The sequence below is a fragment of the Streptomyces aureocirculatus genome, from assembly GCF_000720475.1.
Taxonomy (GTDB): domain Bacteria; phylum Actinomycetota; class Actinomycetes; order Streptomycetales; family Streptomycetaceae; genus Streptomyces; species Streptomyces aureocirculatus.
On the sequence record NZ_JOAP01000023.1, the window covers coordinates 1 to 15,268 of the forward strand.

10 protein-coding genes and 1 pseudogene are annotated in these 15,268 nt (G+C 72.7%); 6 read left to right on the forward strand and 5 right to left on the reverse strand.

The genetic code is table 11. The features are described from left to right. Positions 1-366: histidine kinase (locus IG78_RS42490; RefSeq protein ID WP_037685930.1), on the reverse strand; the 366-nt coding region annotated here is incomplete at its 3' end. Positions 367-566: 200 nt separating this feature from the next. Next, complete coding sequence (locus IG78_RS0121945) at positions 567-1,667, reverse strand: NAD(P)-dependent oxidoreductase (protein ID WP_225882176.1); 1,101 nt, start codon at positions 1,665-1,667, stop codon at positions 567-569. Between IG78_RS0121945 and IG78_RS0121950 the strand changes: the two genes are divergently transcribed. The 4 genes and pseudogenes from IG78_RS0121950 (at position 1,666) to IG78_RS0121965 (ending at position 7,910) form a co-directional block, all read left to right on the forward strand. Continuing rightward, positions 1,666-5,385, forward strand: a complete 3,720-nt coding sequence (locus IG78_RS0121950) for an AfsR/SARP family transcriptional regulator (protein WP_078965389.1) — start codon at positions 1,666-1,668, stop codon at positions 5,383-5,385. The two genes, IG78_RS0121945 and IG78_RS0121950, sit on opposite strands and share 2 nt — an antisense overlap. Before the next feature lie 397 nt (positions 5,386-5,782). Further along, entirely contained in the window at positions 5,783-6,232 is a 450-nt protein-coding gene (locus IG78_RS0121955) for an SSI family serine proteinase inhibitor (RefSeq protein ID WP_030565841.1), read from the forward strand. A gap of 310 nt (positions 6,233-6,542) precedes the next feature. Beyond that, positions 6,543-7,311: pseudogene (locus tag IG78_RS42495) on the forward strand (cupin). Next, complete coding sequence (locus IG78_RS0121965; protein WP_030565843.1) at positions 7,308-7,910, forward strand: GNAT family N-acetyltransferase; 603 nt, start codon at positions 7,308-7,310, stop codon at positions 7,908-7,910. The pseudogene IG78_RS42495 and the gene IG78_RS0121965 overlap by 4 nt, the downstream one beginning before the upstream one ends. Before the next feature lie 47 nt (positions 7,911-7,957). Here the strand turns inward: IG78_RS0121965 and IG78_RS0121970 are convergent, their stop codons facing one another. After that, on the reverse strand, positions 7,958-8,833 hold the full coding sequence (locus IG78_RS0121970; RefSeq protein ID WP_037685952.1) for a TauD/TfdA dioxygenase family protein: 876 nt from the start codon (positions 8,831-8,833) through the stop codon (positions 7,958-7,960). 389 nt (positions 8,834-9,222) lie between these two features. On the opposite strand from IG78_RS0121970, the gene lpdA reads away from it, so the two are divergent. Both lpdA and IG78_RS0121980 read left to right on the forward strand, forming a co-directional pair. Further along, complete coding sequence (lpdA, locus tag IG78_RS0121975) at positions 9,223-10,626, forward strand: dihydrolipoyl dehydrogenase (protein ID WP_030565847.1); 1,404 nt, start codon at positions 9,223-9,225, stop codon at positions 10,624-10,626. A 148-nt stretch (positions 10,627-10,774) separates the two neighbouring features. Next, positions 10,775-12,943 (forward strand): MMPL family transporter, encoded by a 2,169-nt coding sequence (locus IG78_RS0121980; RefSeq protein ID WP_030565849.1) that lies wholly within the window; start codon positions 10,775-10,777, stop codon positions 12,941-12,943. Here IG78_RS0121980 and IG78_RS0121985 read toward each other — a convergent pair. Together IG78_RS0121985 and IG78_RS0121990 are read right to left on the reverse strand one after the other, a co-directional pair. Beyond that, positions 12,940-14,277 (reverse strand): MFS transporter, encoded by a 1,338-nt coding sequence (locus IG78_RS0121985; protein ID WP_030565852.1) that lies wholly within the window; start codon positions 14,275-14,277, stop codon positions 12,940-12,942. The genes IG78_RS0121980 and IG78_RS0121985 overlap by 4 nt on opposite strands. Positions 14,278-14,349: 72 nt before the next feature. Further along, positions 14,350-15,198 (reverse strand): isocitrate lyase/PEP mutase family protein, encoded by an 849-nt coding sequence (locus tag IG78_RS0121990; protein WP_051852837.1) that lies wholly within the window; start codon positions 15,196-15,198, stop codon positions 14,350-14,352. Between the last annotated feature and the right edge of the window lie 70 nt (positions 15,199-15,268).

Below are 15,268 nucleotides of genomic sequence, written 5' to 3' on the forward strand. Positions count from 1 at the left end.
CGTCGATATGACATCGACGCCCGCCTCCAGCAGCTCCTCGACGTCCTGCCAGCGCTTGGCGTTGCGCGAACCCGGCACGTTCGTGTGCGCCAGCTCGTCCACCACGGCGACGGCCGGGGCGCGTTGCAGGACCGCGTCCACGTCCATCTCGGTGAAGACCGCGCCCCGGTACGTCAGCTCCTTGCGCGGCACCAGTTCGACGCCGTGCAGCAGCACTTCCGTACGGGGGCGGTCGTGGTGCTCCACGAAGGCGACGACACAGTCGGTACCGCGCTCGGTACGCCGGTGCGCCTCGGACAGCATCGCGTACGTCTTGCCGACGCCCGGTGCCGCCCCCAGATAGATCCGAAGCCTGCCGCGTGCCATGTGTCTCGTCTCTGCGCTCGGAACCGATGGATGCCTCCACCAATCAAAGGTGCTCAGAATGCCAGACACCAGTGGGCCGGGCACCGGCGGTGCCCGGCACCGCCGGTCTCGGCACCGCCGGTCTCGGCACCGCCGGTCTCGGCACCGCCGGTCTCGGCACCGGCCTTCGAACGCGCCTGCGCGCCTGCGCGCCTGCGCGCCTACCGCAGGGACTCGATCGTGCGGGACAGGCTCTCGGCGCCGTGGCCCGCGGACACCTGCTGCTCGAACAGGGCGTGCAGCGGGGCGAGCAGCTCGACGCCGACGCCCTGCGCCCTGGTCGCGGCGAGGATGTTGGCGAGGCCCACCGCGTTGATGTCCAGGTTGGAGGTCTGCGTGCGGTAGTCCCCGGCGTCGATCTCGGCGGCGAAGGCGGGCAGCGCGGCGATCGCCTCCTTGAGCCAGCGCACCAGGAGTTCGGTGACCCGTACCGCCTCGATGCCCGCGGACCCACTGACGGCCACGGTCTGGAAGAACCCGGCGAACATCCCGTACATGCCGCTGAGCAGCGCCACGTCGTGGACGGCCGCGAGCCCCGCGTCGGCGCCGACGAACTCCGCCGTGCCGAGGGTCTCCAGGAGCGCCCGGTGCCGGGCGAACGCCTCCTCGTCCCCGCTGTAGAGGACGAAGGCCTCCGGCGTGCCGATGGTCTGCGGGATCGCGTAGACGGCGCCGTCCACGTAGGCGGCGCCGCTGCCGTTGACCCGGGTGGCGAGTTCGCGGGCGGGCTCCGGGATGCCGGAGGTGACGTTCACGACGACGCGGCCCGCGAGGGCGTCGGCGGCGGGCGTGAGCAGGTCGCGGACGGTGGTGTAGTCGAGTACGCAGATGATGACGAGGTCGCTCGCCCGGATCGCGTCGGCGGGGGTCGCCGCCCGGGTGGCGCCCCGCGCGACCAGGTCGTCCGCCTTGTCCTGCGAGCGGTTCCAGACGGTGACCTTGTGCCCCTGGTCCAGGAGGGTGCGGGCAAGGACCTGGCCGAGGTTGCCGAGTCCGATGACGGCGACGGTCGTGGGCTCGGGGGTGGTGACGTTCATGGGGACGGCCTCCGGTGGGAGCGTTGCCTGGCGGTGTGCCCGGCGTCTGGTCGTCACTGTGCGGGCGGGCGCTGCCGGTTCACTGCCGGACGGCTGTCGGTCGGCTGCCGGATGAGTGCCGGACGGCTGTCGGTCGGCTGCCGGATGAGTGCCGGTCGGCTGTCGCCCGGTGCGTCCGAAGGTGGCGGTCGGGGCGCTCACCTGGCGGGTTATCGTCGTCGGCATGCGATTCGGGGTGCTCGGTCCGCTGGCCGTGTGGACGACGGACGGTACGGAGGTCGCCGTCCCGGGGGCCAAGGTCCGCGCGCTTCTTGCCCAGCTCCTTGTGCACCCGGGCCACCCGGTGTCGGCGGACCGCCTGATCGACGGGCTGTGGGGCGAGGACCTGCCCGACCATCCCGCGAACGCGTTGCAGGGCAAGGTGTCCCAGTTGCGCAGGGTGCTGGGGCGGGCCGAGCCGGGCGGGCGTTCGCTCGTCGAGTCGGGGCCCGCCGGGTACGCGCTGCGCGTCACGGCGGACGCCGTGGACACCGGCCGGTTCGCGCTGCTCCTGGAGCGGGCGCGGGCCGCGGACGGGGCGGCCGCGCACGGGGCGGCCGCGCGGGTGCGGCTCCTGGGCGAGGCGCTCGGCCTGTGGCGCGGCGATGCGTTCGCGGACTTCGCCGACGACGCCTTCGCGCGTGGCGCGATCGGCCGCCTGGAGGAGGACCGGCTCACCGCCCGTGAGGAACAGGCCGAGGCCCGCCTGGAGGCGGGCGAGCACGGGCCGCTCGCCGCGGACCTCGCCGACCTGGTCGTGCGCCACCCGCTGCGGGAGCGGCTGCGGGCCGCGCAGTTGCGGGCTCTGTACCGTTCCGGGCGGCAGACGGAGGCCCTCGCCGCGTACGAGGATCTGCGCCGCCGTCTCTCCGCCGACCTGGGCCTCGTACCCGGCGCCGAACTCGCGGCGCTGCACGGCGCGATCCTGCGCCAGGACCCGGAACTGACCCCACCCCCCACCCGACACCCTCCCGCGCCTCCCACACAGGCGCCTGCGCCAGTGCCCGCACCCGCCTGTGCGCCTGCGTCCACACCTACCTCTGCCTCCGCGCCCGCGCGGCCCGAGGCGCCGGCCCTCCGTACCAATCTCCCCGCGCCCGTCGCCGCGCTCCTCGGCCGGGACGACGCCGTACCGGGGGTACGCCGACTCCTCGGCGCCACCCGTCTGGTGACGCTCACCGGGCCCGGCGGCGTGGGCAAGACCCGGCTTGCCGTCGCGGCGGCCCGTGAGGTCGCCGACGCGTTCCCCGACGGGGTGTGGCTGGCCGAACTCGCCACGCTGGACGCCGAGTCCGGCCAGGGCACGGACGCGGTGGCCGAGGCGGTGGCACGGGTACTCGGCCTGCACGAGGAGCCCGGCGCCCCGGTGGCGGCCCTCGCACGCCTCACGCAGGGGCTGCGCGAGCGGCGGCTGCTGCTCGTGCTCGACAACTGCGAGCACGTGGTCGACGCGGTGGCCGAGGCGGTGGGCGCGCTGCTGCGCGACGTACCGGACCTCACGGTCCTCGCCACCAGTCAGGAACCCCTCGATGTGAGCGGTGAGCGCGTCTGGATGGTGCCGCCGCTCGAACTGGCTAGCGCCATGGAGCTGTTCCGGCAGCGGGCCGGTCTCGGGTCCGGCGCCGACCTCGGCGCGGACGACGCGGAGGCGGTCGCCGAGCTGTGCGTACGGCTCGACGGACTGCCGCTGGCGCTGGAACTCGCGGCGGCACGCGTACGCACGCTGGGCGTGCACGGGCTTCTGGCCCGCCTGGACGACCGGTTCGCGCTGCTCGCCCGCGGCTTCCGCGGCGCCCCGGCGCGGCAGCGCACGCTGCGTGCCGTCATCGACTGGAGCTGGTCGCTGCTCACGGCGCCCGAACGCGCCCTGCTGCGCAGGCTCGCCGTGCCCGACGGCTGGGCGCTCGACGCCGCGCGGGCCGTCGGCGCGGGCGGTGACGTACGCGACACCGAGGTGCTCGACCTCCTCTCCCGCCTGGTGGACCGTTCCCTGGTGGTCGCGGCCGACCGGCCGGAAGGACCGCGGTACCGCGTCCTGGAGTCCGTCAGGGAGTACGGTTCCGAACAACTCCGCGCGACGGGCGAGTTCGCGGACGTACGGGAGCGGCACAGCGTCCACTACGCCGAACTGGCCGCGCGGGCCAGTCGGTCGCTGCACGGCCACGGGCAGCGCGAGTGGCTGAACCGCCTGGACGAGGAGAGCCCCAACCTGCGCCGCGCCCTGGACACCGCACTCGCCCACGGTGCGACCGAACGCGCCCTGACCATGGTCAACGCGCTCGCCTGGTACTGGGTACTGCGGGGCCGCACGACAGAGGCACGGCACTCCCTGGACGCGGCACTCCGCGCGTCCGAGGGCGCGGGCACGGACGTGGGTGCGGGCACGGGCCAAGCCGCCGCAACTACCCCTGCTGCCCCAGCCCCCTCGCGAGAGATCGCCACCGCACGGGCACTCGCGTTGGCCTGGCGGACGGGCATCTCCCTGCGCGAGGGCAGCGAGGCCACCGACGCGGGGGCGGACGCGTACGCCGACCCGTGCGTCGGTACGGGGGACGGGGTGGCCGCCGCAACCGGTGCTTCCGGCGGGCCCGCGGGCGTCGACGCGAGCCCGAGCGGCGACGGACACAGCGACGGCGACGGCCAAAGGCGCAGCCACGGCCACGGCGGCGGCCACAGCCACAGCCACAGCGCAGATGATGAACCCGCCCGCCTCATGCGGGAAACCCTCGCCGCACAGCGCGAACTCGACGACCCCGTCGGCCGCGCCACCGCCCTGTGGATCCTCGGCTCCGCCCAGATGGGCGCGGGCGCCGTGCGTGCCGGTGAACGACTGGTGGACGAGGCGCTCGGCGCCTTCGAGGAACTCGGCGACTCCTGGGGCACCGCCGCCACGCTCAGTGTGCGCGCCCGGCACGCCATCGCGCACGGCGATCTCGACGCCGCCCGGCGTGACAGCGAGCGCAGCGACCAAATCTTCCGTGAACTCGGCGACGAGTGGGGGCAGTTGCAAGCCGTTTTTCCCCTGGCCACGCTCAGCGAGATCGCGGGCGACTACGCCGCCGCCGACCGCCTGCACCGTGCGGGACTGGCCGTCGCGGAGCGCCTCGGCCTGTGGACGGAGGCCTCCAAGCGGCTGTCAGGACTTGGCCGGATCGCTCTGCTCACAGGGGACTTCGCGCAGGCCCGCAGCGCGCACGAGCGTGCGCTGCGCCTGGCCCGCGACCACGGCTTCCGCTCCGGTGAGCTCGACGCACGGATCGGCCTCGGCCTCGGCGCCCGCAGGGAGGGCGACCTCACGGGCGCCGAGGGGCACATGCGCGCGCTGCTCGCCCGGTTCCGCGAGGCCGACTACGGCCCGGGGGTCACGCTCGCCCTCGCCGAGCTGGGCTTCGTCGCGGAGGCGCACGGCGACGCTGCGACGGCCCACGCGTTGCACGCGGAGGGCTTCGACGTCGCCGTGGGCCTCGGGGACGCGCGGGCGCAGGCCCTGGCCCTGGAGGGCCTCGCGGGGGCACAGACCGCCGCCGGGGAGCACCGCACGGCCGCCACCCTGCTCGGTGCCGCCGCCGCGGCCCGGGCCTCCGTGGGCGCGCCGCTCCCGGCGGGCGAACGGCAGGACGTGGACCGGGTGTCGGCGGCCGCACGCGCACGCCTCGGCGACCGGCCGTACACGACCGCGTTCGACAAGGGCGGAAGGCTGAGGCCGGAGGCCGCCCGGCGTCTCGCGTCCCGGCCGCACCTGGCGTCCCGGCCGCTCCGCACACCCGGGCCGCACCTCGCATCCCCGCCCCGCCCCGAGCCCGCCGCCCCCCGAGCCGACGCCACCGCACCCCGAGGAATCGCAGGCCAGCCACCCCGCGAACCGAGCACACCGCAGGTGGACCGGCCGGTTCATCCTCACTGACCTCACCAGTCACACCTGTCGCTTAGCTCGCCCGCATCCACAGGGTCAAGCACTGGTTTCCGGTCGAACGCCTCGCCGATGAAAAATACCAACCGCTCATTTTCCCAGGTCAGATGGTTGTTACGGGTTATACCACCTAGCCTCGCCCATATTCTGGACGCTCCTCGCGGACCGCGCCAACCGCCCTGAGCTGCCCGAACGGTCATTCGACACCCCCTCAGCGGACGCATCCATCCGGAAATCGACCATCCGGTTGCCGCTCACTCAGCGCACTTGCAAGACTCCCCACCGCAATCACCTCCGGGGCACGCAATCCCCAGGAAACTCTCGGTACCACCACAAGAAACACAAGAAGTACAAGAATCTCCAACCAACCCGCATTCGAAGGAGCGTCAAAGTGCGTCACCTCCTGAAGACCGTGAGCGCGGCCGCCGCCGTGGCCGCCGGTGTCCTGACCGTCTCGGCGGTCTCGACGGGCGCGGCCGGGGCAGCGACCCCGGGACCGACGAGCCTGTACGCGCCGTCGGACCTGGTGCTCACCGTCGGCCAGGGCGAAGACGCCGCCACGGCCACGGTGCAGCGTGCGGTCACCCTCACTTGTGCGCCCAAGGCCTCCGGCACCCACCCGGCGCCGAGCGCCGCGTGCGCCGAACTCAACTCCGTGGAGGCACGGTTCGATCAGCTCGTCGACGCGTCGCCCACGGGCGTCTGTACGAAGGAGTGGAACCCGGTCGTGATCTCCGCGGCCGGGGTCTGGAAGGGCAAGCACGTCGCCTGGACGACCACCTTCGGCAACCCGTGCGAGATGAGGGCGGGCCTCGCGAACAGCAGCCTGTTGAACTTCTGACGGTTCTTCCGTCACTGGACGGCTCCTGACGGTACATCCGTCACCGGACGGCTCCTGGCGGTACACCCGGTAGGGGCACGATTCCGAAGGATCCGCCGTTCTGCCCATAGACACCTCGGCCACCCTTTCGTGGGGGGAGGGAGCCGAGGCACGCGGCCCCCGATGTCCCGAGCATCGGGGGCCGCACAATGCCGTCCACGTCCGGGTCGTTCCCGCCGAACCTGTCGGATCCTGTCCGGGAACCCGTCAGGCCATAGGAGGTCCCGCCGTGCCGACTCCCGCCGCGCGCCCCGCACCCGAGACTCCCCCCGTGCCGCCGACACCCCAGGACCCGGACCCCGCCGGGTACGGAGGGCTCCCCGGCGGCATCGGCGTGTCCCGTCTTCGCGTGTACGACTGGCCGGCCGCCGACGGGCTCCGCGGCGGCACCCCCCCATCTCCATCTGACGTGCACGGAGGGCTACGCGGTGGTCGCGGGCCGCGGTGCCGTACAGACCCTCACGCCCGCCGGGTTCCGGCACACCCCGCTCGCCCCCGGCGCCCTCGTGTGGTTCACGCCCGGCACCGTTCACCGGCTCGTCGACGAGGGCGGTCTGACGATCCACGTACTCATGCAGAACAGCGGTCTGCCCGAGGCGGGCGACGCCGTACTGACCCTGCCGCCGCACCTGCTCGCCGACCCCGCCGCGTACCGGGCCGCCGTCGCCCTCCCGCCCGTGCGGGCGGACGGGGACGAGAGCGCCATGGAAGCGGCCGCGCGGCACCGACGCGACCTCGCCGTGGAGGGGTTCACCGCCCTGCGCCGCGCCGCGGAGGCCGGGGACCCCGAGCCCCTCGCCGCGTTCCACCGCGCCGCCGCCGCCCTCGTCCGCCCGCTGGCCGCGGCGTGGCGGGAGCGCTGGCGCACCGGCGCCGCCGCGGCGGCCGCGGCCACCGGCGCGCAGCTCGACGCCCTGGCACGGGGTGACGCCCGCCATCTCGCGGCGGCCGGGGTCCGCGCCGAACAGCCCGCCGAGCGGGGCCGGTTCGGTATGTGCGGACGGCTCGACGTGTACGACTGCGCGATGATGGTGACATGAGCACCACGGGCCACCGCCTTGTCGCCGAACCGATCACCACCGACCGGCTGACGCTGGAGCCGCTGCGCGTGGCGCACGCCGACGAGATGGCGGTGGTGCTCGGCGACCCGGCCCTGCACACGTTCATCGGGGGCGCCCCCGACGACGTGACCGCCCTGCGGGCCCGCTACACGCGTATGGTCGCCGGGCCGCCCGACCCCCGGGTCTCGTGGTGCAACTGGGTCCTGCGGGTGTCAGCGGACGGCCGCCTCGCGGGCACCGTGCAGGCGACCGTACGGCCCCGGGGCCCCGGCGGGAGTGAGGACGGGAGCCAGGACGGCAGCGAGGACGGGAGCGACGGCCACGGCGCCGAGATCGCCTGGATGGTGGGCACGCCGTGGCAGGGCCGGGGCATCGCGTCCGAGGCGGCCCGGGGCCTCGTGGAGTGGCTGCGCGGCCGTCCGGAGGTGACACACCTCCTGGCGCACATCCGTCCCGATCACGACGCGTCCGCCGCCGTGGCCCGCGCCGCCGGGCTCGCGCCCACCGACGAGAGGCGCGACGGCGAGATCAGGTGGCGGCTCACGCTGAACGACGGGCAGCCGAACGGCTGGAGCTGAACGGCTGGAGCTGAACGGCTGGAGCTGAACGGCGGGCAGCCGAACCGCTAGAAAGGGCGGTCGCCCGCGATGGCCACGCGCTCCGCCACCCTGCGCTGCGGCGCGTAGTCGTCGACGGCGTAGTGCTGGGTCGCCCGGTTGTCCCAGAACGCGATGTCGCCCGCCTGCCAGCGCCACCGCACCTGGTACTCGGGCACATGGGCCTGACGCACCAGGTACCCGAGCAGACGGTCGCTCTCGGCGCGGTCCATACCGACGATGTGCGTGGTGAAGGACGTGTTCACGAACAGCATCCGGCGCCCGGTCTCCGGGTGCGTACGCACGACCGGGTGCTCGACGGGCGGGAACGCGTCCTGGAACGGGGCGAGTTGCTCGGGGCCGTAGAAGCGGGAGAAGCCCGGGATGAAGTCGTGCACGGCGCTCGCCCCGTCGATGCGCGCCTTGACGTCGTCCGGGAGGTTGTCGTACGCGGCGGCCATGTCCGCCCACATCGTGTCGCCGCCGACGGGCGGGACCTCACGGAGCTGCAGCACGGCGCCGAGCGCGGGCCGTTCGCGGAAGGTGACGTCGGCGTGCCACACGTTCTCGAAGGTGGGCGTCGCGGTGCCGCCCTTCTCGAACCGTACGACGTCCTCGGCGGCGCCGCGCGCTAGCAGCGGATTGGTCTCCAACTCCCCCCAGGTGCGGGCGAAGGCGCGCTGCTCGTCGGAGGCGAGGTGGGCACCGCGGAAGAACAGCACCTTCCACTCCAGGAGGGCACGGTGCAGTTCCTCGCGCAGCGCGGGGGCGAGCGGACGGGAGAGGTCGGCGCCGCGGATCTCGGCGCCGATGATCCGGCCCTGCGGCACCACGTCGATGTGCTCGTACGGACGCTCGAAACGGTCGTCGGGGAGCCTGCGCAGGGTGCGGCGGCCCTCGTACATGCCGTCGGCGGGCACTCGGGCCTCGCGGAGCGCTGCCGGGGGTGTCGGGGCGGGGGAAACGGGTACTGCCGTCATGGCGGTCGTCCTCACGGGTCGGGCGTACGGTTCACGAGCGCACGAAGGCGCGGTTCACGAGCACGCAGAAGGCGTGCGCGGCACAGGAACGCGGTGCCGCGTCAACAGCCCGACCGCTCGCACCCGCGCCGCCACGGGACGCTGAAACGTCCGAGGGCGGCAGTCAGGTGCTGGATCATGTCGGCCATTGTGGGGCGCGGGCTCCGCCAGGTCAACAGGTGTTGACTGGGGTCGCCCGACGCCGCGACCTCCGGATGACGGATGATCGGGGCATCCGTACCAGGTAGCTGTGCCATGCAGAGAGGACCAACCCCATGGATGAGCGCTTCGACGTCGTCGTGCTCGGAGCAGGCCCCGGCGGTTATGTCGCCGCGATCCGCGCCGCCCAGTTGGGCAAGCGCGTGGCGGTCGTCGAGGAGAAGTACTGGGGCGGGGTCTGCCTCAACGTCGGCTGCATCCCGACGAAGGCGCTGCTGCGCAACGCGGAGCTTGCGCATCTGTTCACGCACGAGGCGAAGACGTACGGCATCAAGGTCGAGGGTGAGGTGTCCTTCGACTACGGCGAGGCGTTCCGGCGCAGCCGCACGGTCGCGGACGGCCGCGTCAAGGGCGTCCACTTCCTGATGAAGAAGAACAAGATCGCGGAGTTCGACGGCCGGGGCACCTTCCTGGACGCCAACACCCTTCAGGTGGCGAAGTCCGACGGCACGACCACCACGATCGGCTTCGACAACTGCGTCATCGCCACGGGCGCCACGCCGAAGCTGCTGCCCGGCACCCGCCGCAGCGAGCGTGTGGTGACCTACGAGGAGCAGATCCTCGCGGACGAGCTGCCGCGCTCGGTCGTGATCGCGGGTGCGGGCGCGATCGGCATCGAGTTCGCGTACGTCCTGCACAACTACGGCGTGAAGGTCACCATCGTCGAGTTCCTCGACCGCGTCGCGCCCCTGGAGGACGCGGACGTCTCCAAGGAACTCGCCAAGCAGTACCGCAAGCTCGGTATCGACGTGCTGACGTCGACCCGGGTGGAGTCCATCGACGAGTCCGGCGAGCAGGTCCGCGTCACCGTCACCGCCAAGGACGGCAGCCAGCAGGTCCTGGAGGCCGACAAGGTCCTCCAGGCCATCGGTTTCGCGCCGAACGTCACCGGCTACGGCCTGGAGGCGACCGGTGTGGCCCTCACCGAGCGCGGCGCGATCGACATCGACGGCCGCTGCCGTACGAACGTGCCGCACATCTACGCCATCGGTGACGTCACCGCGAAGCTGATGCTCGCGCACACCGCCGAGTCCATGGGCGTCGTGGCCGCCGAGACCATCGGGGACGCCGAGACCATGGAGCTCGACTACCCGATGATCCCGCGCGCCACCTACTCGCAGCCGCAGATCGCGAGCTTCGGCTGGACGGAGGCGCAGGCCAAGGAGAAGGGCTTCGACGTACAGGTCGCCAAGTTCCCCTTCCAGGCGAACGGCAAGGCGCACGGCCTTGGCGACACGGTCGGCTTCGTCAAGATCATCAGCGATGCGGCCCACGGTGAGATCATCGGCGCTCATCTGATCGGCCCTGACGTCACCGAGCTGCTGCCCGAGCTCACCCTCGCCCAGCAGTGGGACCTCACGGTGCACGAGGTGGCCCGCAACGTCCACGCCCACCCGACCCTGGGCGAGGCCGTCAAGGAGGCCGTGCACGGCCTGGCCGGACACATGATCAACTTCTGACGGCCGGCGGCCCCGCAGCCCCCGTACGGGCGGCGGGGCCGCCGTTCCCGCTGCCGTGCCTGGGTCCCTCAAGTGGCGCAGGCGCGCACTCCGGCCGATCCTGGGCAGGATGTGCTGTGCCTCGGGGGCCGAGGAGAGGCAGCTTCCGATGTTCTCAGGCCTGGGCCGTTTCGTCGTCCGCCGCCCGTGGTGGATCATCCTCGCGTGGGTGATCGCCGCGGGAGCCGTGATCTCGCTGGCACCGAAACTCACCTCCAGTTCGGACGAGGCGAGCTTCCTGCCCGACCACTACGAATCCATCCGCGCGTCGGACCTGCAGGAGCGGGACTTCCCCCAGCAGCGGAACATCGGCGCGATCATCGTCTTCCAGCGCTCCGACGGCGAGAAGATCACCGCCACCGACTCCGCGGACGTCACCCGTATCGCCAAGGACCTCTCGGGGCGGAAGATCGAGGACGTCCAGGCCGTCGAGCCCGGCCAGGCGTCGCCGAACAAGCTCGTGCAGACGGCCGTCGTCGCCATGCCGAAGGTCACCGACCCCGAGGACACCACCCAGCAGGACGCGGTCGAACAGCTCCGCAAGGACTTGGAACCGCAGCTCAAGGACACCGACCTGAAGGCCGGAATCACGGGCTCCGCGGCGCAGGCCCTGGACGAGAGCGACGCCTCCGAGCGGGCCGGGATCCTCGTCGGCGTCGGCACGATCGTGATCATCGTCGTGCTGCTCTTCGTGATCTTCCGCAGTCCCATCATCGCGCTGCTGCCCGTGGTCCTCATCGGGCTGATCTCGCCCATGGCGACGGGCCTTATCGCCTCCGCCAACAAGGCCTTCGACATGAAGGCGGACTCCTCCATCCAGGAGCTGCTCACCGTCGTCCTGTTCGGCGTGGGCACGGACTACATCCTGTTCCTGCTGTTCCGCTACCGGGAGGCGCTGCGCTCGGGCGAGGACGCCAAGGGCGCCATGGTGCACGCGGTCGAGCGCGTCGGCGAGGCCATCACATCGGCGGCGGGCGCTGTCATCGTCGCCTTCGCCGCCCTGACGCTGTCCTCGCTCGGCATGCTGCGCTCGATGGGCCCGGCCCTCGCGATCGCGGTGTTCCTCACCCTGCTCGCCGGGCTGACACTGGTGCCCGCCGTGGTGTCGCTGCTCGGTACGAAGGTCTTCTGGCCGTCCAAGTCGTGGCAGCGGGAACCGCAGGGCACCGGCTTCGCCAAGCTGGGCACGTCGATCGCCCGCAAGCCCGCCGTGTGGGCGGTCGTCTCGGCGCTCTTCATGGGCGCCCTCGCGCTCGGCGCCCTCGGCTACAAAGCCAACTTCGACCTCGCGGGCTCCTCGCTGCCCAAGGACAAGGAGTCCATCGTCTGGCAGGACAACCTGGAGAAGGGCTTCCCCGCGGGCTCCACCGACCCGACCTTCGTCTATCTGACGTCGAGCGGTGACGGCCCGCTCGCCGCGGGGCAACCGGCCGCCTTCCGCGAGCGGTTGCAGTCCGTCGAGGGTGTCGGCGAGGTGGCGAAGGCGCGCGTCAGCGAGGACGGCACCACCGCCTCGTACTCCGTGGTGCTCGCCGATCCGCCCGCCTCCGACAAGGCCCTCGCGACGATCAACAAGCAGCTCCGCCCTGCGGCCCACGCCGACGCGCCACAGGGCACCGAGGCCCTCGTGGGCGGCATCACGGCCGTGTACGTCGACATCAACAAGGCCGTGGACCGCGACTACTCGGTGGTCTTCCCGGTGGCGGCCCTCGCCATCATGGTGATCCTCGGCCTGCTGCTCCGCAGCCTGGTGGCTCCCTGGTACCTGATGCTCTCGGTGGCGCTCGGCTTCGGCGCGACGCTCGGCGCCACGTCGATCCTGTTCCAGCAGATCGGCAGCCAGCCGGGCCTGATGTTCATGCTGCCCGTCATCATGTACCTGTTCGTGGTCGCCCTCGGTACGGACTACAACATCCTGATGGTCTCCCGCCTGCGCGAGGAGGCCCGCGAGGGCCGGAGTCCGCACGACGCGGCGGGCACCGCGGTGCGCCACTCGGGACCGACGATCGGCTCGGCCGGTGTGATCCTCGCGGGCACCTTCGCCACCCTGATGCTCGCGGGCAACTCCACGCTCTCGCAGATGGGTTTCTCCCTCTCCTTCGGCATCGCGATCGCCGCGTTCGTCATGGCGATGCTGTTCACCCCGGCCCTGACCGCCCTCATAGGGCATGCCGCGTGGTGGCCGGGCCACGGGGACGAGAAGCCGCGACGCGGCGCCGGACCCGCCGACCCGGCCGACCCCGCTGACCCCGCCGACCCATCGGACAGGCGGCTCTAGGCTGCTTCCCCGGCTCGCCCCGTCCGTGCGCGGCCCACCCCGGTGAGCGTGCCGCTCAGGGTCACGGCCACCACGCAGGCGCCGACGACGAGGCACACCCCGCGCACGCCCCAGGTGGCGACGGCGGCGGTGACGGCCGCCGCGCCGACCGGGCCGAGCGCGTTGTGGATCGTCCAGAACGACGAGGTGACCCGGCCGAGGAGATGGGCGGGTGTCACTTCCTGGCGCAAGGACATGGAGTTGATGCCGCCGAGGCCGGTGCAGAAGAGCATGCCGGCGGCGAGCACGGCGAGCACCGGCAGGCTGCCGGTCAGGCCGACACCGGCCAGAGCGACTCCCGACAGCGTGTGCGCGCCGATCCAACTGGGGCCGAAGCCGAGCCGTCCGCGCAGTCGGGCGACCACCAGCGTCGCGGCGAGCGTGCCGAGCGTCCCCGCGGTCAGCACGTACCCCACCGCGCCCTCGCCGTGGCCCAGGTCGTGCCGCACGCGGTAGATGAGGACGTCGGTGACGCCGTAGGTGAGGAAGGTGAGCAGACCGAGCAGCACGGTCAGGGGCCGCAGGACCGGGTGCCGCCACAGGAACCGGGCCCCGGTGAGGAACTCCCGTTGTACGCCGCGGAGTCCGGCCGCCGCGGGGCTCCGCTCGTCGGCCGCGTCGCCTGTGTCGCCCGTGTCGCCCGTGTCGTCCGCTTCGGGTGGGCGGGTGGCGCGGATCCGTACGAAGAGGATGCCGACCGCCGACACCGCGAAGGTACCGGCGTCCACGCCGATGGCCGCCGCGGGCCCGAAGACCGCGGCGATCAGGCCCGCGAGCATCGGTCCACCCGCGCTCGCCACGGCGTACGTGCCGTACAGATGGCTGTTGGTCTGCAGGATCTGGCCGGGCGCGACGATGCCGGGCACCACGGTCACGTACGTCACCTGGAAGAGCATCGCGAACACCCCGGCGACGGGAACGACCGCGTACACCAGCCAGATCGGCGTCGCGAACAGCCACACCAGCGGGATCGAACCGAACAGCACGCAGCGCGCGACATCGGTGACGACGAGCAGGCGGCGCCGGTTCACACGGTCGGCGACGATCCCCGCGAACAGTCCCGTGACGATGGAGGCGACGCCGGTCAGCCCCGTGACGAGGCCCATCTGCGCCACGGACCCGGTCTGGTGCAGGACCAGCAGCGGGATCGCCACGTGCGAGAAGGAGTCACCGAGCGCGGAGAGTCCCTGGAGGCCGAGGAAGAGGCGGTAGTTGGGGTCGGACCACGGCGACGGCTGCCCGGCGCCGGGCTCCGCCGTCGGCTGCGGGCGCCGTGACGTGCCACGCCGAGCCATGCCTCTCCCCCCGCCCGGCGGTGGGACCGCCGCTCCCCTCCCACGCCCGCAATCGGTCCGCCCGCCGAAACCTCAGTCCCGGGCGGCCCCCTCGCCCGGGCCGTCCGCGTCTCTGGGGCCTTCGTGGTCGTCGAAAGCCGTCGCGAGCGCTTGCGCCTCAGCGTACGTCGGCAGCCCCTCCGTGCCCACGGTGCCCTGTGTGAACTCCCGTGCCACATCGACCGCGTGCCGCACCGCCGCGCGGAACAGCAGCGACCCGCTGCTGACGCGCCGCACCCCGAGCTCGGCGAGGCGCCTGGGCGACAGACCGCCGGGCGCGTACAGGATGTTCAGCGGTACGTCGAGGGCGGCGGCGAGTCCGCCGATGACGGCCTCGTCCTGGACCCCGGGCACGAACACGCCGTCCGCGCCCGCACCGCGGTAGGCGGCGGCGCGCTCGTGGGACTCCTGCTCGCCTCCGGCCTTCAGCCAGTACGTGTCCGTGCGCGCGTTCAGGAACAGCTCGGGCACGGCCTCCTTCACGGCACGGATCAGGTCGCACTGCGCGCCGACGGCGGTCAGCGTGCCGTCGGGTCTGCCGTCTTCGAGGTTCACGCCGACCGCGCCCGCGGCGGCGAGTTCACGGACGAGGTCGGCGACTTCCTCTGGCCGCTCGCTGAAACCGCCCTCGATGTCGACGGTGACGAGTGCGGGCAGGCGCGCGATGCCGCGGGCCAGGAGCAGCGTCTCCGCCCGTGCGGCACCGGCGGCGTCCGCCTTGCCCGCGGCGGCCGCGACGCCGAGGCTCGTCGTGCCGATGGCGGGGAAGCCCGCACGGGCGAGGGCGGCGGCGGACGCGTGGTCCCACGCGTTGGGCAGCAGCAGGGGGGCGCCGGGGCGGTGCAGGTCACGGAAGGCGGCGTACCGGTCGGTCGTGTTCATGGGCGCACTGTGCCAGAAGGCTCTGACATCGGCCCTGCGGCGCGGAGTTGGTGTTGTCGGCGCGGGGTTG